This window comes from Streptomyces sp. NPDC050997 (assembly GCF_040660135.1).
Taxonomy (GTDB): Bacteria; Actinomycetota; Actinomycetes; order Streptomycetales; family Streptomycetaceae; genus Streptomyces.
In genome coordinates this window covers 1-18599 of sequence record NZ_JBFAGK010000036.1, presented here as the reverse complement: position 1 = coordinate 18599, position 18599 = coordinate 1, and the positions used below count along the sequence as shown (strand labels likewise).

The window sequence follows — 18599 nt, the reverse complement described above, 5'->3', positions numbered from 1 at the left end:
CACGTACGTCGGCTGGTTCGCGCGTGGGACAACGACGGTCCGGGAGGGTGCCGCGCTCAGCGGCCGTCACCGCTCGGCGACCGTGACGGCGCTGGAGCCCGTCGACGCGGTCGTCATGCCGCCGTCATCCCATCGAAGCGAGCGCCGAGGCCGAGGCCGAACGGGCTCTACGGGAGGCCGCGGTCCATGCCCCGTGGCTGGGCGAACAGCAGGGGTCACGAGTCGCCTGCTCGCTGCGTCCGTGCCGCGACACCGCCGAGCGCGACCACCAGGCCCGGCTGCGGACCCCCCGGGGCCCCGTCCCCGGGGGCGCCACATGGGCCCGGCACGCGCGCCGTTGGAGGCCCGCCGGAACGCCAGGCTGAGACCGGGTGCGGCCCGCCAGCCGCCGCTCGGCGCTGCGACCGGACCGGTCGCGGACGCGCCGAAGGGCGGCCACCCCGAGAGGTGACCGCCCTTCGACTCGAACTGCTGACTTCAAGCCGCTCGCTTACTGGTTGTACGGACCGTAGTCGTAGTCCTCCAGCGGCACAGCCTGACCGGAGCCCGTGCCGAACGGCGAGTAGTCGATGTCGTCGTAGCCGACGGCCGAGTACATCGCGGCCTTGGCCTCCTCGGTCGGCTCGACCCGGATGTTGCGGTAACGGGACAGACCCGTACCGGCCGGGATGAGCTTACCGATGATGACGTTCTCCTTGAGGCCGATCAGGGAGTCGGACTTGGCGTTGATCGCCGCGTCCGTCAGAACCCTGGTCGTCTCCTGGAAGGACGCCGCCGACAGCCAGGACTCCGTGGCCAGCGAGGCCTTGGTGATGCCCATGAGCTGCGGACGACCGGAGGCCGGGTGACCGCCCTCCTGGACCACACGACGGTTCTCCTGCTCGAACTTCGAGCGCTCGACCAGCTCGCCGGGCAGCAGCTCGGCGTCGCCGGACTCGATGATCGTCACGCGGCGCAGCATCTGCCGGATGATGATCTCGATGTGCTTGTCGTGGATCGACACACCCTGCGAGTTGTAGACCTTCTGGACCTCGCCGACCAGGTGGACCTGGACGGCACGCTGGCCCAGGATGCGCAGCACGTCGTGCGGGTTGGTGGCACCCACGGTGAGCTTCTGGCCCACCTCGACGTGCTCGCCCTCGCTGACCAGGAGTCGGGCGCGCTTCGAGATCGGGAACGCCGTCTCGTCGCTGCCGTCGTCCGGCGTGATGACGATCTTCTTGGTCTTCTCGGTCTCCTCGATCCGCACGCGGCCGTTGGCCTCGGAGATCGGGGCGACACCCTTCGGGGTACGGGCCTCGAAGAGCTCGACGACACGCGGCAGACCCTGGGTGATGTCGTCACCGGCCACACCACCGGTGTGGAAGGTACGCATCGTCAGCTGGGTGCCGGGCTCACCGATGGACTGGGCGGCGATGATGCCGACCGCCTCACCGATGTCGACCAGCTTGCCGGTGGCCAGCGAACGGCCGTAGCACATCGCGCAGGTGCCGACGTGGGACTCGCAGGTCAGGATCGAACGGGTCTTGACCTCCTCCACACCGTGGTGCACGAGCTGGTCGATGAGCACGTCGCCCAGGTCCACGTTGGCCGGCGCGATCACCTTGCCGTCGATGACGACGTCCTCGGCGAGCATGCGGGCGTAGACGCTGGTCTCGACGTCGTCCGTCTTGCGCAGCACGCCGTCGGCGCCGCGCGTGGCGATCTTCAGCTTCAGACCGCGCTCGGTGCCGCAGTCCTCCTCGCGGATGATGACGTCCTGCGAGACGTCCACCAGACGACGGGTCAGGTAACCCGAGTCGGCGGTACGCAGGGCGGTGTCCGCCAGACCCTTACGGGCACCGTGCGTGGAGATGAAGTACTCCAGCACGGACAGACCCTCACGGAACGAGGCCTTGATGGGACGCGGGATGGTCTCGTTCTTCGCGTTCGACACCAGACCACGCATACCGGCGATCTGACGCATCTGCATCATGTTTCCGCGAGCGCCCGAGCTGACCATCATCGCGACCGGGTTGGTCTTCGGGAAGTTCGCGTTCATCGCCTCGGCGACCTCGTTGGTCGCCTTGGTCCAGATCGCGATGAGCTCCTGCGTGCGCTCGTCCTTGGTGATCAGACCGCGCTCGTACTGCTTCTGGACCTTCTCGTCCTGGTCCTCGTAGCCCTTGACGATCGCGCGCTTCGCGTCGGGAACGACGATGTCGGAGATGGCCACGGTGACGCCGGATCGGGTCGCCCAGTAGAAGCCGGCCGCCTTCAGGTTGTCGAGCGTCGCCGCCACGATGACCTTGGGGTAGCGCTCGGCGAGGTCGTTGACGATCTCGGAGAGCTGCTTCTTGCCGACCTCGTAGTCGACGAACGGGTAGTCCTCGGGCAGCAGCTCGTTGAAGAGCGCACGACCCAGCGTGGTGTTCAGGCGGAAGGTGTCACCCTGCTGCCACTCCGGGTCGCCCTCTTCACGGGCCGGCGGGGTCCAGCCGCGCGGCGGGATGGTGCCCACCGGGAAGCGGATGTCCACGCGCGACTGCAGCGAGAGCTCGCCGGCGTCGAACGCCATGATCGCCTCGGCCGCGGAGCCGAAGGACCGGCCCTCGCCCTTGACGTTGCGCAGCTCGCCGTCGGTGGTGAGGAAGAACAGACCGAGGACCATGTCCTGGGTCGGCATCGTCACCGGACGGCCGTCGGCGGGCTTGAGGATGTTGTTCGAGGACAGCATCAGGATGCGGGCCTCGGCCTGCGCCTCCGCGGACAGCGGCAGGTGCACGGCCATCTGGTCACCGTCGAAGTCCGCGTTGAACGCGGTGCAGACGAGCGGGTGGATCTGGATGGCCTTGCCCTCGACCAGCTGCGGCTCGAAGGCCTGGATGCCGAGGCGGTGCAGGGTGGGCGCACGGTTCAGCAGAACCGGGTGCTCCGCGATGACCTCTTCGAGGACGTCGTACACGACCGTGCGGCCGCGCTCGACCATCCGCTTGGCGCTCTTGATGTTCTGCGCGTGGTTCAGGTCGACCAGGCGCTTCATCACGAACGGCTTGAAGAGCTCCAGCGCCATCGCCTTCGGCAGACCGCACTGGTGCAGCTTCAGCTGCGGACCGACGACGATCACGGAACGCGCCGAGTAGTCGACTCGCTTGCCGAGCAGGTTCTGACGGAAGCGGCCCTGCTTGCCCTTGAGCATGTCGGACAGCGACTTCAGCGGACGGTTGCCGGGGCCCGTGACCGGGCGACCACGACGGCCGTTGTCGAACAGCGCGTCGACGGCCTCCTGAAGCATGCGCTTCTCGTTGTTCACGATGATCTCGGGCGCACCGAGGTCGAGAAGGCGCTTCAGTCGGTTGTTCCGGTTGATCACACGGCGGTACAGGTCGTTCAGGTCGGAGGTCGCGAAGCGGCCACCGTCCAGCTGCACCATCGGACGCAGGTCCGGCGGGATCACCGGCACGCAGTCCAGAACCATGCCCTTGGGGCTGTTGCTGGTCTGCAGGAACGCGGAGACGACCTTGAGGCGCTTGAGCGCACGGGTCTTCTTCTGGCCCTTGCCGGTACGGATGATCTCGCGGAGGCGCTCGGCCTCCTCGTCCAGGTCGAAGGACTCCAGGCGCTTCTGCAGCGCCGCGGCACCCATCGAACCGTCGAAGTACGTGCCGAAGCGGTCACGCAGCTCGCGGTAGAGGAGCTCGTCGCCCTCCAGGTCCTGGACCTTCAGGTTCTTGAACCGGGTCCACACCTCGTCGAGACGGTCGATCTCGCGCTGCGCACGGTCACGCAGCTGCTTCATCTCCCGCTCGGCACCTTCGCGCACCTTGCGGCGCACGTCGGCCTTGGCGCCCTCGGCCTCCAGCTCGGCCAGGTCGGTCTCGAGCTTCTTGGCGCGGGCCTCCAGGTCGGAGTCCCGGCGGTTCTCGACCTGCTGCCGCTCGACGGAGACATGCGCCTCCAGGGAGGGCAGGTCACGCGTACGGCGCTCATCGTCGACGAACGTGATCATGTACGCCGCGAAGTAGATGACCTTCTCGAGGTCCTTGGGCGCCAGGTCGAGCAGGTAGCCCAGACGCGACGGGACACCCTTGAAGTACCAGATGTGCGTGACGGGGGCGGCCAACTCGATGTGGCCCATCCGCTCACGACGCACCTTGGCGCGAGTCACCTCGACGCCGCAGCGCTCACAGATGATGCCCTTGAACCGGACACGCTTGTACTTGCCGCAGTAGCACTCCCAGTCCCGGGTCGGACCGAAGATCTTCTCGCAGAAGAGTCCGTCCTTTTCGGGCTTGAGGGTGCGGTAGTTGATGGTCTCAGGCTTCTTGACCTCGCCGTGGCTCCACTGACGGATGTCGTCAGCGGTGGCCAGACCGATCCGGAGCTCATCGAAGAAGTTGACGTCGAGCACTATGCGTCAATCCCTCTCAGGGTTGTAAGTCTTAGGGGTCTGAAACGGGGGTCCTGGGGCCGGCCGGAGGTTCTGGATCTTGTCGCAGAACCTCCGTACCGGACTCCCGTCAGACCTCTTCGACGCTGCTCGGCTCGCGCCGGGACAGGTCGATGCCGAGCTCCTCCGCTGCGCGGAAGACGTCCTCGTCGGTGTCACGCATCTCGATGGACATGCCGTCGCTGGACAGCACCTCCACGTTCAGGCAGAGCGACTGCATCTCCTTGATGAGCACCTTGAAGGACTCGGGGATGCCGGGCTCGGGGATGTTCTCGCCCTTGACGATGGCCTCGTAGACCTTCACGCGGCCGGTGACGTCGTCGGACTTGATGGTCAGCAGTTCCTGGAGGGCGTACGCGGCGCCGTATGCCTCCAGCGCCCACACCTCCATCTCGCCGAAGCGCTGGCCACCGAACTGGGCCTTACCGCCCAGCGGCTGCTGGGTGATCATCGAGTACGGACCGGTCGAACGAGCGTGCAGCTTGTCGTCGACCAGGTGGTGCAGCTTCAGGATGTACATGTAGCCGACCGAGATCGGCTCCGGGAACGGCTCGCCGGAGCGGCCGTCGAACAGCGGTGCCTTGCCGGTCGGGAGCACCATGCGCTCGCCGTCGCGGTTCGGAATCGTGTGGTTCAGCAGACCCGCGAGCTCGTCCTCACGCGCACCGTCGAAGACGGGGGTCGCGACGTTCGTACCCGCGTCGACCTGGTCGGCGCCGATGAGCTGCAGGCGCTGCGCCCACTCGTCCGCGAGGCCGGAGACGTCCCAGCCGCGACTGGCGAGCCAGCCGAGGTGGATCTCCAGGACCTGTCCCGGGTTCATTCGGGACGGGACACCGAGCGGGTTGAGGATGATGTCGACCGGAGTCCCGTCCTCGAGGAACGGCATGTCCTCGATGGGCAGGATCTTCGAGATGACGCCCTTGTTGCCGTGTCGGCCGGCGAGCTTGTCACCGTCGGTGATCTTGCGCTTCTGCGCCACGTACACGCGCACCAGCTGGTTCACACCGGGGGGAAGCTCGTCGCCCTCCTCGCGGTCGAAGACGCGGACGCCGATGACCTTGCCGATCTCGCCGTGCGGCACCTTCAGCGAGGTGTCACGGACCTCACGGGCCTTCTCACCGAAGATCGCGCGGAGCAGGCGCTCCTCCGGGGTCAGCTCGGTCTCGCCCTTGGGCGTGACCTTGCCGACCAGGATGTCGCCGGCGACGACCTCGGCACCGATACGGATGATGCCGCGCTCGTCGAGGTCGGCGAGGACCTCCTCGGAGACGTTCGGGATGTCCCGGGTGATCTCCTCGGGGCCGAGCTTGGTGTCACGGGCGTCGACCTCGTGCTCCTCGATGTGGATCGAGGAGAGGACGTCGTCCTGCACGAGGCGCTGCGACAGGATGATCGCGTCCTCGTAGTTGTGACCCTCCCACGGCATGAACGCCACGAGCAGGTTCTTGCCCAGGGCCATCTCGCCGTTCTCGGTGGCCGGGCCGTCGGCGAGGACCTGACCGGTGATGATCCGGTCGCCCTCGTTGACGATGACCTTCTGGTTGACCGAGGTGCCCTGGTTGGAGCGGGAGAACTTGGCCAGGCGGTATGTGATGTACGTGCCGTCGTCGTTGGCCGTGGTGATGTAGTCCGCGGAGACCTCCTGGACCACACCGTCCTTCTCGGCCTTGACCACGTCGCCGGCGTCGACGGCGGAGCGGTACTCCATGCCGGTGCCGACGAGCGGGGCCTCGCTCTTGATGAGCGGCACGGCCTGACGCATCATGTTCGCGCCCATGAGGGCACGGTTGGCGTCGTCGTGCTCGAGGAACGGGATCATGGCGGTCGCGACCGACACCATCTGGCGCGGCGAGACGTCCATGTAGTCCACGTCGTCACCGGGGACGTAGTCGACCTCGCCGCCACGGCGGCGGACCAGGACGCGGTTCTCGGTGAAGCGCAGATCGTCGTCGAGCGTGGCGTTGGCCTGCGCGATGACGAATCGGTCCTCTTCGTCGGCCGTCAGGTAGTCGACCTCGTCGGTGACGACACCGTCGGTGACCCGGCGGTACGGCGTCTCGACGAAGCCGAACGCGTTGACGCGGCCGTACGAGGCGAGCGAACCGATCAGACCGATGTTCGGGCCTTCGGGCGTCTCGATCGGGCACATGCGTCCGTAGTGGGACGGGTGCACGTCACGGACCTCGAAGCCGGCCCGCTCACGGGAGAGACCACCCGGGCCAAGAGCCGACAGACGGCGCTTGTGGGTGAGACCCGACAGCGGGTTGTTCTGGTCCATGAACTGCGACAGCTGGCTGGTGCCGAAGAACTCCTTGATGGAGGCGACGACCGGCCGGATGTTGATCAGGGTCTGCGGCGTGATCGCCTCGACGTCCTGGGTCGTCATGCGCTCACGGACGACTCGCTCCATACGCGCCAGACCCGTACGGACCTGGTTCTGGATGAGCTCGCCGACGCTGCGCAGACGACGGTTGCCGAAGTGGTCGATGTCATCGGTCTCGACGACGATCGTCGTGCCGTTGTCAGTGGCCGTCTCGGTCTCGCCGGCGTGCAGCTTCACCAGGTACTTGATCGTCGAGATGACGTCCTCGACGGTCAGGACGCCCGCGTTCAGCGGAGCTTCCCCACCCAGCTTCTTGTTGACCTTGTAGCGGCCGACCTTGGCGAGGTCGTAGCGCTTGGGGTTGAAGTAGAGGTTCTCAAGAAGCGTCTGCGCGGCCTCACGTGTGGGGGGCTCGCCCGGACGCAGCTTGCGGTAGATGTCGAGCAGCGCGTCGTCCTGGCCCTGGGTGTGGTCCTTCTCCAGGGTGGCGCGCATCGATTCGTACTCGCCGAACTCCTCGAGGATCTGCTCGGTCGTCCAGCCGAGAGCCTTGAGCAGAACGGTGACGGACTGCTTGCGCTTGCGGTCGATGCGGACACCGACCATGTCGCGCTTGTCGATCTCCAGCTCGAGCCAGGCACCCCGGGACGGGATGACCTTGGCGGAGAAGATGTCCTTGTCGGACGTCTTGTCGATGGAGGAGTCGAAGTAGACGCCGGGCGAGCGGACCAGCTGCGACACCACGACACGCTCGGTGCCGTTGATGACGAAGGTGCCCTTGCCGGTCATGAGCGGGAAGTCGCCCATGAAGACGGTCTGGGACTTGATCTCGCCGGTCTCGTTGTTGGTGAATTCGGCCGTCACGAAGAGCGGGGCCGCGTACGTGAAGTCACGGTCCTTGCACTCGTCGATGCTGTTCTTCGGAGGCTCGAAACGGTGGTCGCGGAACGTCAGCGACATCGACCCGGAGAAGTCCTCAATCGGAGAGATCTCCTCGAAGATCTCCTCCAGGCCGGACTTGGTGGGAACGTCCTGACCGGACTCGAGAGCCGCCTCGACGCGAGCCTTCCACGCGTCGTTGCCGAGCAGCCAGTCAAAGCTCTCGGTTTGCAGCGCGAGAAGGTTCGGAACCTCGAGGGGCTCCTTGATCTTTGCAAAAGAGATGCGCAGCGGGGCAGTGCTGGCGGCGTTGTTCGTATTCGCGGTCGAGGCAGTGCGCGAGGCGGCCAAGAGGGGGTCCTTCCGAGGGCTCGGACTCACTACGCGCGTACCGGTCCCTCTCAGGGGCACAGAGACAGCCGTTTCCCTCTCCAGCCCAAAGGGCCAGGTCGGATTCGGTCTGATCGTCTGTGCTCAAGTGAGGGCATGCCCCTGGTGACGGGCAGGGGACAGCTAACAGGCAGCGCAAAGGGTCAGTGTAGCCACTTGGCACACTGATGTCCAGTGCGGGTTTTTGAGACCCTCGTCGTTCTCAACACCTTCGGCAAGCCCACGTCCTCAACGCACGTTGATACTGCCCTCTCCGTCGCCGATCCATGCCTCGGATTCGGATCGTTGTGACGACGCGTCCTGAGAATTGCGCGCTGCGTGCGGTTCGTCAAGGCCCCCCTTGCCCGAACCGGGTGCTGCGCTCGTCACGTACAGCCCGCACCGGGGACGCCCGGAGACACGGCGAAGATCACCATACTCCGCACCCACCTCGGTGCAAGGTTGCCGCCGCCCGGCTCCCCGGAACGCCGAAGAGCGACCACCCGGATGGATGATCGCTCTTCGATGCGTCAGCGTTACAGCCCTCTCGGAGGGACCGTGTCAGCCGGCGAGAGAGTCCTGCGGACTCCGTGGGGTCACTTGACCTCGACGGAGGCGCCGGCGCCCTTGAGGGCCTCGGCGGCCTTCTCAGCGGCCTCCTTGGCGACCTTCTCGACGACGGGCTTCGGGGCGCCGTCCACGAGGTCCTTGGCCTCCTTCAGACCCAGGGAGGTCAGCTCACGCACGACCTTGATGACCTGGATCTTCTTCTCGCCGGCACCCGTGAGGATGACGTCGAACTCGTCCTGCTCCTCGACGGCCTCGGCGGCGGCGGCCGGACCGGCCGGGCCCGCAACGGCGACCGCGGCGGCGGCGGTGACGTCGAACTTCTCCTCGAAGGCCTTCACGAACTCGGAGAGCTCGATGAGGGTGAGGGACTCGAACTGCTCGAGCAGCTCTTCCTGGGACAGCTTCGTCGCCATGTGGGCGATCCTTCCACTTAAATCGGCAGGTGCCGGATGTACATGTCGGCGGGCGTACGTTCGGCCCGCGTCGACCACCGCGTCAGGCGGCGGTCAGTGTGCGAGCCGAATTACTCGGCACCGCCCTGCTCGTCCTGCTTGGCACGAAGAGCGTCCACGGTGCGGACGAGCTTCGAGGGAAGCGCCTGGAAGAGCTGCGCAGCCTGAGTCTGCTTGCCCTTGAAGGCACCCGCCAGCTTGGAGAGCAGAACCTCGCGGGACTCGAGGTCCGCAAGCTTCTTGATCTCGTCGGCGGACAGCGCCTTGCCGTCAAGGACACCGCCCTTGATGACGAGGTTCGGGTTGTCCTTGGCGAAGTCACGAAGACCCTTCGCCGACTCCACCGGGTCACCGGTGACGAAGGCAACTGCCGTCGGACCGTTGAACAGGTCGTCGAGCGTCGAGATCCCGGCCTCGTTGGCCGCAATCTTGGTCAGCGTGTTCTTCACCACGGCGTACTGGGCGTTCTCACCGAGCGAGCGGCGCAGGTTCTTGAGCTGCGCGACGGTGAGACCCCGGTACTCGGTCAGCACAGCGGCGTTCGAGCTGCGGAACTGCTCCGCGAGCTCGGCTACCGCGGCAGCCTTGTCGGGCCTTGCCATGAGCGTCGGCCTCCTTCCGGGTGATGACGACCGCTCGGAAGGGGCTGGGAGAAACGAAACGCCCCGGCGCAGGCGCACGGGGCGTAACTCGACCGGTTTTCGCAGCGTGAGCAGCGAACTCCGGGAGTACTTCCACATTCACCTACGCGGGTCGTCCGCGGTTTGCAGCGGATCCTTCGGCCACCGCGCCCTCTCGCGAGCACACGGCAACGACCAGCGGTCTTTGGCTTCTTCAGGAGAGTACGCGACCGAATCGCCGTCAGGCAAATCCGGTCGTACGGGGCTCGGCTCCCGGCGTCCGGTCAGCCGTTCTGGGCTTCCTTCATCATCTCGGCGAGGTCCATCGTGTCCTTGGCGGGCGGGGCCGTCACGCTCACCGGCTTGTTGAGGTCGAGGAAGGTGATGGTCATGTCGAGCGGACCCTTGTCGGCGTCGCCCCGCATACGGAACTGCTTGGTGTGGTCGTCGCCGTCCACCCACATGTCCATCGTGAGTTCGTCGACGCCCAGCTTCTCGTACTGCTCGATGCTCTTCTCGCGCCGCTCGCGGGTGGCCTTGTCCTCGTCCTTCAGGGAGGCCTTGAGGTCCTTGAGGGTGACGACGCCGGAGTAGCGCGTGGTCTCGGTGCCCTCGACGGTCTCGGTGCCGACCTTCTTCACGTCCTTGGCGCCGGTGAGGAAGGTGGACTCGGTCGCCGGGTTCTGGTCGGCCTGGCCCGCGCCCGGCGTGCCCGCGCCGACGCCGAGCCCCTTGTCGCCCAGCGCGGACATGTCGAACTTGATCCAGCTCTTGCCGTCCATCTCCTTGGCCGCAGCGGCTCCCCCGCCGATGTACATGGCCTTGTCGACGAGCCGGATCTCCGCGGTGCCGTCCGCGCCCTGGTCGAGCGCCGTCATCTTCATGCTCATGGCCACGGTGGGCTTGGTGCGCATCGAGGCATCGGCCTTGATACGGCCCTCCTCGGGCACGCGGCCGGTCATGCGGTACCGGAAGGACGTGATGTCCTCCGTGTTCTTCGCCGCCTTGGCGACGGCCGCGGCCGGCGTCATGCTCGGCGACTTCTCCGTCCCGCATCCCGCCGCACCGGCGGCGAGGAGCAGGGCCGCGAGGCCGGTGCCGGCTGATTTACGCCGTAAGGACATACGTATGGAAGACGCCACTGATTCCCCCCAAGGAACACATGGACCATTCACAGCAAGGCCGTGAGCGTATCCCAGGAGGCGGAACGGGACCCCTGAATTCCCGGGGACTCAGGAGGCCGAACCGCCCTGCCGCTCCATCAGGATCCTGAAGTCCTCGGTGTCGCCGGCCGGGGGCTCGCGTACGGAGACCCGCACGCCGTAGTCGCTGTAGTAGGCGGTCTGGGTCAACTCGCCGGTCGCGGTCCTGCCCTTCTCGACCTTCTTGACCAGCAGATCCTGGTCGTCGACCCAGATGTCCACAGTCTCGGTGGTGACACCGGCCTCTTGGAGCTGCTTGCGCAGCCGCGCGTCGGCCACCTCGCCCACGTCCACCGTGCCGGAGTAGTGCGTGGTGGCCCGCCCGTCGACCTTCTCCTCGCCGACCTCGCGCACGTCCTCGGAGTCGAGCAGCAGCCGCACCGACTGGTTCGGCGTGGTGTTGCGCATCTGGTCGCCGAAGGTCGCGCCGCCGCCTAGGTCCGCGAGGTCGTCGTAGGCGTACTTGATCCAGTGCTTGCCGCCAGCCTTCTTCGCGAACGTGTCTCCCATGTGCGCGTAGTAGGCGTCGGACAGATAGCGCGCCTCCATCGAGGTGATGCCGAGCCCGCGCATCGTCTCGGCCGTCGTGCCGCCGGTGTACGTGATGGTCAGCGTGCCGGTGAGGCCCTTGCCCCAGCCGAGGACGCCGTCGGCCTTGAGGGACAGTTCGGTGCCCATGACGGTCGTGGACCGTATCCGGGCCGACTCGGCGCGGTCGGTGGACCGCTCGGCCAGGCGCAGGGCCGCATGGGACGCGGAACGCGTCCGGCGCTCCCCCTCGGGCTTGTCGGAGGACTCGGAGGAGGTACAGGCGGCCAGGCCCGTCAGCGCGGCCGCGATCGCGATCGCGAGGACGGCCCCGCGCCCGTTCCTGCACTTCATACGTCCCCCCGTGGCGTTGCCCTGTCCGCACGCTAACCCAGGGCACGGCACCCGCACATGGGAACGGGCCCCGCACCCAGAAGGTGCGGGGCCCGTCGCCGACTGGGCGATCCGGCAGGCTCGGCCGATCAGAGCCCCGCCGGGTCCTCCTCGACGAGGAGGTTGCGGGTGCGGTTCGGGTCGAGAGGAATGCCGGGGCCGATCGTGGTGCTGATCGCGGCCTTCTTGATGTAGCGACCCTTGGCGGCGGACGGCTTCAGACGGAGGATCTCCTCCAGGGCCGCGCCGTAGTTCTCCACCAGCTTGGTGTCGTCGAAGGACGACTTGCCGATGATGAAGTGCAGGTTCGAGTGCTTGTCGACGCGGAACTCGATCTTGCCGCCCTTGATCTCGGTCACGGCCTTGACCACGTCCGGGGTCACGGTGCCGGTCTTCGGGTTCGGCATCAGACCACGCGGGCCGAGGACGCGGCCGAGGCGGCCGACCTTGCCCATGAGGTCCGGGGTGGCGACGACGGCGTCGAAGTCCAGACGGCCCTTCGCCACCTCGTCGATGAGCTCGTCGGAGCCGACGATGTCGGCGCCCGCGGCGGTCGCGGCCTCGGCACGGTCACCGGTCGCGAAGACCAGGACCCGGGCGGTCTTACCGGTGCCGTGCGGGAGGTTCACGGTGCCACGGACCATCTGGTCGGCCTTGCGCGGGTCGACACCCAGACGGAAGGCGACCTCGACGGTGCCGTCGAACTTGGACGTGGAGGTCTCCTTGGCGAGACGGACGGCCTCGAGCGGGGCGTAGAACTTCTCCCGGTCGATCTTGGCGTCCGCAGCGCGGAGAGCCTTGCTGCGCTTGCTCACAACTGCTCCTGTGTGTTCTGAAAGGAGTCGTGGTACGGGCCGAGCAGGCCCTGCCACGTGCGGCCGAGGCCGCATGGGTACTACGAAGGTGCTACGGGGCTGGGGTTCAGCCCTCGACCGTGATGCCCATGGAACGCGCGGTGCCGGCGATGATCTTCGACGCGGCGTCCAGGTCGTTGGCGTTGAGGTCGGGCATCTTCGTGGTGGCGATCTCGCGGACCTGCGCCTGGGTGATCTTGGCGACCTTGGTCTTGTGCGGCTCGCCGGAGCCCTTCTCCACGCCCGCGGCCTTGAGGATCATCTTGGCGGCCGGCGGCGTCTTGGTGATGAAGGTGAAGGAGCGGTCCTCGTAGACCGTGATCTCCACCGGGATCACCCAGCCACGCTGCGACTCGGTCGCGGCGTTGTACGCCTTGCAGAACTCCATGATGTTGACGCCGTGCTGACCCAGCGCGGGGCCGACCGGCGGAGCCGGGTTGGCGGCACCGGCCTGGATCTGGAGCTTGATGAGCCCCGTGACCTTCTTCTTCTTGGGAGGCATTGCTCTCCGGGTCCTTTCGAATCGGATGTGCCTGCGCCCGGGTCGCGTCCCGGATGAAGGCATACCGCACAACGATAACGGGTATAGATGCGCGGCCAAAAACCGAGCAGGTCAGACAGGCTTTAGGCAGCCCGTCTGACCTGGTCGGAAGCGGTAGGCCCAGAAGACCCCGAGGAGCTAGTTCTTCTGGATCTGGTCGAAGGACAGCTCGACCGGCGTCTCGCGACCGAAGATCTCCACGAGACCCTTGACCTTCTTCGAGTCGGCGTTGATCTCGTTGATGGTCGCCTGCAGCGTGGCGAACGGGCCGTCGGTGACGGTGACCGAGTCGCCGACCTCGAAGTCCAGGACCTGGACCTCGACCTTGCGGGCCGGAGCCGGCTTGCCCTCGGCCTCGGCGGCCTCACGGGCGGCCTTCTCCTCGGCCTCCGGAGCGAGCATCTTGACGATCTCGTCCAGGGTCAGCGGGTACGGGTCGTAGGCGTTGCCCACGAAGCCGGTGACGCCGGGGGTGTTGCGGACGACGCCCCAGGACTCGTTCGTCAGGTCCATGCGCACCAGCACATAGCCGGGGAGCTTGTTCTGACGAATGGTCTTCCGGTCGCCGTTCTTGATCTGGACGACCTCTTCCTGCGGCACCTCGGCCGCGAAGATGTAGTCCTCGACGTTCAGGGAGACGGCGCGCTGCTCCAGGTTGGTCTTCACGCGGTTCTCGTAGCCGGCGTAGGTGTGGATGACGTACCACTCGCCGGGGAGAGTGCGCAGTTCCTCGCGCAGGGCGACCACGGGGTCGACGGGCTCGGCCGGCTCTTCTTCCTCGGCCTCTTCCGCTTCTCCGGCCTCGTCCGCGAGCTCACCGTCGGTGTCCTCGGCGTCAGCGCCCTCGGCGGCTTCGTCGCTCTCGTCATCGGCGTGGAGCGCGGCTTCCTCGGCGGGCTTGCCCGCTTCGGCGTCGGCAGCCTCGACCTCGTCCAGGTCCTCGTCCGCGCCCTCGACGATCTCGAGCTCGTCTTCCACGGACTCGGCGTCCTGCCCGTGTGGCTCGATGGCGTCGTTCAGGTTCTGGTCAGACACGGTGGCTGCTTCTTCCTGGATACATAGGGGTGGAACATGCGAAAACGGGCGCCGGTAACCGCGGCGCCCTTCGCTCTGTGCTCAGCCGAATACGTACTTGGCGGCGTGGTCGAGACCATAGTCAATCACGGTCACAAGGCCGATCATGACGAGCACGAAGACGATCACCACGGTCGCGTACGTCGTCAGCTGGCTGCGTGACGGCCAGACGACCTTGCGGAGTTCCGCGACGATCTGGCGGTAGAACAACGCGAGACGCTTCAGCGGACCCTTCTTGGCCCGCTTGCCGCCCTTACGAGTCTTCTTGGACTCCGGCGCCTCGTCCTGGGCATCAGGCATGTCGATGGAGCCCACGGCGTCCGTCACTCGTCCTCACCTGATTCCGGGTCGTGGCCGTGCCGCGCCCGGTCTGAGCCGCACGGCGGTGCATTGCTGTACGTACATGCGTGCACACATCCTGGCGAAGGTGTGTGTAGCAGGGCCGGAGGGACTTGAACCCCCAACCGCTGGTTTTGGAGACCAGTGCTCTACCAATTGAGCTACGACCCTTTGTGTGCCATCCAACGTACCGCATCCGACCGAGTGCTCGGTGGGCACCGGTTGAGCGCAGCCCGCTGAAGGCCAACGAGGTGAGAGTGTACGTGTTTCGGGGCCGGTCGTCGAACAGAAAGTGCCAGTAGGGGCGTTGTTCGCGGAAGATCGTCCAGCGTGGGGCCCGAATCCGGACGGTTGTTCAGCGGTTGTTCAGTCTGTGAAACCCCCGTGCCGTGGGAGTTTCCAGTCTGAAACGATGGGGCCCATGAGCCCTGCAACCCCTCCCACCGAGCGCCGGGTCTCCGCCCGAGTCGGCGCGATCTCCGAGTCCGCCACCCTCGCCGTGGACGCCAAGGCCAAGGCCCTCAAGGCAGCCGGGCGGCCGGTGATCGGCTTCGGCGCCGGTGAGCCCGACTTCCCGACCCCGGACTACATCGTCGAGGCGGCCGTCGAGGCCTGCAAGAACCCGAAGTACCACCGCTACACCCCGGCCGGTGGTCTGCCCGAGCTGAAGGCCGCGATCGCCGCGAAGACGCTGCGCGACTCGAACTACGAGGTCGACCCGTCGCAGATCCTCGTCACCAACGGTGGCAAGCAGGCGATCTACGAGGCCTTCGCCGCGATCCTCGACCCGGGCGACGAGGTCATCGTCCCGGCGCCGTACTGGACGACGTACCCGGAGTCGATCCGGCTGGCCGGCGGTGTCCCGGTGGATGTCGTCGCGGACGAGACGACCGGCTACCGCGTGAGCGTGGAGCAGCTGGAGGCGGCCCGTACGGAGAAGACGAAGGTCGTCCTCTTCGTGTCGCCGTCCAACCCGACCGGTGCGGTCTACAGCGCGGAGGACGCCGAGGCGATCGGCCGCTGGGCCGTCGAGCACGGCCTGTGGGTGCTGACCGACGAGATCTACGAGCACCTCGTCTACGGCGACGCCGAGTTCACCTCGCTGCCCGCGATCCTGCCGGAGCTGCGCGACAAGTGCATCGTGGTCAACGGTGTCGCGAAGACCTACGCGATGACGGGCTGGCGGGTCGGCTGGATCATCGGCCCGAAGGACGTCGTGAAGGCGGCGACGAACCTCCAGTCGCACGCCACGTCGAACGTCTCGAACGTGGCCCAGATCGCGGCGCTCGCCGCGGTGTCGGGTGGCCTGGACGCCGTCGCCGAGATGCGCGAGGCCTTCGACCGGCGGCGCAGGACCATCGTGCGGCTGCTCAACGAGATCGACGGCGTGGTCTGCCCCGAGCCCGAGGGCGCCTTCTACGCGTACCCGTCGGTGAAGGGCCTGCTCGGCAAGGAGATCCGCGGCAAGCGGCCGCAGGACACGGTCGAGCTGGCCGCGCTGATCCTGGAGGAGGCCGAGGTCGCGGTCGTCCCGGGCGAGGCCTTCGGCACGCCGGGGTATCTGCGGCTGTCCTACGCCCTGGGTGACGAGGACCTCGCCGAGGGTGTCGCGCGGATCCAGAAGTTGCTCGCGGAGGCGCGGGACTGAGTACCGTCGCAGGGCCCCGCCTACGCGTTGTCGTAGGCGGGGCCCTGTTTGTTTGGTTTGTTTGTGCGAGCAATACCACTAAAGGGGAAAGTGGTACCGGGACGGCGGGGGCGTACGGCAGGATCCTCGGATGGAGCGTGTACGTGATGTCTCTGAGCTGCCTAAAGCCCATCTGCACCTGCACTTCACCGGGTCGATGCGGCCCACCACCGTGCTGGAACTGGCCGACAAACACGGTGTGCGGTTGCCCGATGCCCTGACCGAGGCGCTGACCAGCGGGGAGCCGCCGAAGCTACGGGCGACGGACGAACGGGGCTGGTTCCGTTTCCAACGGCTGTACGACGCGGCCCGCTCGTGCGTGCAGGAGCCCGAGGACATCCAGCGCCTGGTGCGGGAGGCTGCCGAGGAGGACCTGCGTGACGGCTCGGGCTGGCTGGAGATCCAGGTGGATCCGACGTCGTACGCGCCACGCCTGGGCGGTCTGATCCCGGCTCTGGAGATCATCCTCGACGCGGTGGACACGACGATGCGGGAGACCGGGCTCGGGATGCGTGTCGTGGTCGCCGCGAATCGTATGAAACACCCGCTGGACGCGCGGACGCTGGCCCGGCTGGCCGTGCGGTACGCGGACCGGGGTGTCGTCGGCTTCGGTCTGTCCAACGACGAGCGCCGGGGCATGGCGCGGGACTTCGACCGGGCGTTCGGGATCGCGCGGGACGGTGGGCTTCTGTCGGCCCCGCACGGTGGTGAGCTGACCGGGCCGGCGTCGGTGCGGGACTGCCTCGACGACCTGCACGCGCACCGGATCGGCCACGGGGTGCGGGCGGCGGAGGATCCGCGGCTGCTGAAGCGGCTCGCCGACCGGGGCGTGACGTGCGAGGTGTGCCCGGCGTCGAATGTGGCCCTGGGCGTCTACGAGAAGCCCGAGGACGTGCCCCTGCGGAAGCTCTTCGACGCGGGGGTTCCGTTGGCCCTGGGTGCTGACGACCCGCTGCTGTTCGGCTCCCGGGTCGCGGCCCAGTACGAGATCGCGCGGGAGTACCACGCCTTCACGGACCAGGAACTGGCGGAACTGGCACGGCAGTCGGTACGGGCTTCGGCGGCACCGGATGATGTGCGGGGCGGGTTGTTGGCGGGGATCGACGCCTGGCTCAGTGGGCCGGTCGGCTGACGCGTTTGTGGGGCGGAGGCGGTTCGGGGCGGGGCAGGGCGGGGCGGGGGTTTTCAGAGGGTTACGCCTACTGTCACCGGCTCGTTGACCAGCGTGATGCCGAAGGCGTTGTTGACGCCGGTGACGACCTCTCGGGCCAGTGCGAGGAGGTCCTCCGTGGTGGCCTTGCCCCGGTTGGTGAGGGCGAGGGTGTGCTTGGTGGAGATCCGCGCGGGGCCGGTGCCGTAGCCCTTGGTGAAGCCGGCCTTGTCGATCAGCCAGGCGGCGGAGGTCTTGGTGCGGCCGTTCCCGGCCGGGTACGCGGGCGGCTGTACGTCCTCGCCCAGCCGGTCCCGCACGCGTGCGTGGAACTTGGCGAACTCCTCGTCGGTGAGGATCGGGTTGGTGAAGAAGGAGCCTGCGGACCAGGTGTCGTGGTCCTCGGGGTCGAGGACCATGCCCTTGCCGGAGCGGAGCTTGAGCACGGTCTCGCGGGCGGCGGACAGCGGTACGCGGTCGCCGGGGGCGACGCCGAGGGCGCGGGCGGTCTCGGCGTACCTGATGGGGCCGGAGAGGCCGTTCGCGTTCTCCAGGGCGAAGCGGACCCGCAGGACGACGTAGCGCTCGGGGTCGGCCTTGAAGCGGCTGTGGCGGTAGGAGAAGCCGCACTCGTCGTTGGTGAGGGTGACCGTGGTGCGCGTGGTGCGGTCGTAGGCGACGACTTCTGTGATCGTCGACGAGACTTCCTGACCGTAGGCCCCGACGTTCTGGATCGGTGTCGCGCCGGCTGAGCCGGGGATCCCTGCGAGGCACTCGACGCCGGCGAGTCCCTGTTCGACGGTGCGGGCTACCGCGTCCGTCCACACCTCGCCGGCGGCCAGTTCCAGGTGAGCGCCCTGGAGTGTGAAGCCTCTGGTGGCGATGACCAGTGCGGTGCCTTCGAAGCCCTTGTCCCCGATGACCAGGTTCGAGCCGCCGCCGATGATCAGCAGCGGCGTTTCGGTGTCGTCGGCCTCTCGAACCGCGGCGATCACCTCGGCGTCGGTCGTCGCGGTGACCAGCCGAGTCGCGGGTCCGCCCAGGCGGAAGGTGGTCAGGGGGGCGAGGGGGGCGTCGTGGAGTTCCTGCACGGGCTCAAGAGTACGAGACGCTTTCGGGGGTGGGGGTCGGGGACGGGACGGGGGTGTCCGTCCTCGGTCTGGCGCGGAATCGGTTTCTCACCGAG

Annotated in this window: 12 protein-coding genes, 1 tRNA gene and 1 pseudogene; 2 read left to right on the top strand and 12 right to left on the bottom strand. The window is 67.2% G+C overall.

Annotation, left to right across the window (positions count from 1 at the left end; translation table 11 throughout):
* Window positions 1-490: 490 nt before the first annotated feature.
* From AB0H86_RS42150 to AB0H86_RS42100, 11 genes are all read right to left on the bottom strand, one after another.
* Window positions 491-4390 (bottom strand): DNA-directed RNA polymerase subunit beta', encoded by a 3900-nt coding sequence (locus AB0H86_RS42150; protein WP_362451318.1) that lies wholly within the window; start codon window positions 4388-4390, stop codon window positions 491-493.
* A 109-nt stretch (window positions 4391-4499) separates the two neighbouring features.
* Entirely contained in the window at window positions 4500-7985 is a 3486-nt protein-coding gene (gene rpoB / locus AB0H86_RS42145; protein ID WP_362451316.1) for a DNA-directed RNA polymerase subunit beta, read from the bottom strand.
* 614 nt (window positions 7986-8599) lie between these two features.
* Window positions 8600-8986, bottom strand: a complete 387-nt coding sequence (rplL, locus tag AB0H86_RS42140) for a 50S ribosomal protein L7/L12 (RefSeq protein WP_362451313.1) — start codon at window positions 8984-8986, stop codon at window positions 8600-8602.
* A 110-nt stretch (window positions 8987-9096) separates the two neighbouring features.
* Complete coding sequence (gene rplJ, locus AB0H86_RS42135; RefSeq protein WP_362451312.1) at window positions 9097-9627, bottom strand: 50S ribosomal protein L10; 531 nt, start codon at window positions 9625-9627, stop codon at window positions 9097-9099.
* 302 nt (window positions 9628-9929) lie between these two features.
* A complete protein-coding gene (locus AB0H86_RS42130; RefSeq protein WP_362451309.1) occupies window positions 9930-10787 on the bottom strand; it encodes a DUF1396 domain-containing protein in 858 nt (285 codons plus the stop codon).
* 90 nt (window positions 10788-10877) lie between these two features.
* Complete coding sequence (locus AB0H86_RS42125; RefSeq protein WP_362451307.1) at window positions 10878-11729, bottom strand: LppX_LprAFG lipoprotein; 852 nt, start codon at window positions 11727-11729, stop codon at window positions 10878-10880.
* A 128-nt stretch (window positions 11730-11857) separates the two neighbouring features.
* A complete protein-coding gene (gene rplA, locus AB0H86_RS42120) occupies window positions 11858-12583 on the bottom strand; it encodes a 50S ribosomal protein L1 (protein ID WP_362451305.1) in 726 nt (241 codons plus the stop codon).
* A gap of 106 nt (window positions 12584-12689) precedes the next feature.
* Entirely contained in the window at window positions 12690-13124 is a 435-nt protein-coding gene (gene rplK / locus AB0H86_RS42115; protein WP_030359033.1) for a 50S ribosomal protein L11, read from the bottom strand.
* A 177-nt stretch (window positions 13125-13301) separates the two neighbouring features.
* On the bottom strand, window positions 13302-14198 hold the full coding sequence (nusG, locus tag AB0H86_RS42110; RefSeq protein WP_362451303.1) for a transcription termination/antitermination protein NusG: 897 nt from the start codon (window positions 14196-14198) through the stop codon (window positions 13302-13304).
* Window positions 14199-14279: 81 nt separating this feature from the next.
* On the bottom strand, window positions 14280-14564 hold the full coding sequence (gene secE, locus AB0H86_RS42105) for a preprotein translocase subunit SecE (protein ID WP_362451301.1): 285 nt from the start codon (window positions 14562-14564) through the stop codon (window positions 14280-14282).
* 110 nt (window positions 14565-14674) lie between these two features.
* Window positions 14675-14747, bottom strand: a tRNA-Trp gene (locus AB0H86_RS42100).
* 250 nt (window positions 14748-14997) lie between these two features.
* Here AB0H86_RS42100 and AB0H86_RS42095 point away from each other — a divergent pair.
* Together AB0H86_RS42095 and AB0H86_RS42090 are read left to right on the top strand one after the other, a co-directional pair.
* The gene (locus tag AB0H86_RS42095) at window positions 14998-16224 is read left to right on the top strand and encodes a pyridoxal phosphate-dependent aminotransferase (RefSeq protein WP_362451299.1); all 1227 of its coding nucleotides are present in this window, start codon (window positions 14998-15000) and stop codon (window positions 16222-16224) included.
* A gap of 130 nt (window positions 16225-16354) precedes the next feature.
* Window positions 16355-17395, top strand: a complete 1041-nt coding sequence (locus tag AB0H86_RS42090; RefSeq protein WP_362451297.1) for an adenosine deaminase — start codon at window positions 16355-16357, stop codon at window positions 17393-17395.
* Window positions 17396-17448: 53 nt separating this feature from the next.
* Here the strand turns inward: AB0H86_RS42090 and AB0H86_RS42085 are convergent.
* Window positions 17449-18522, bottom strand: a pseudogene (locus AB0H86_RS42085) (UDP-N-acetylmuramate dehydrogenase); the annotation flags it as partial.
* Window positions 18523-18599 lie beyond the last annotated feature (77 nt).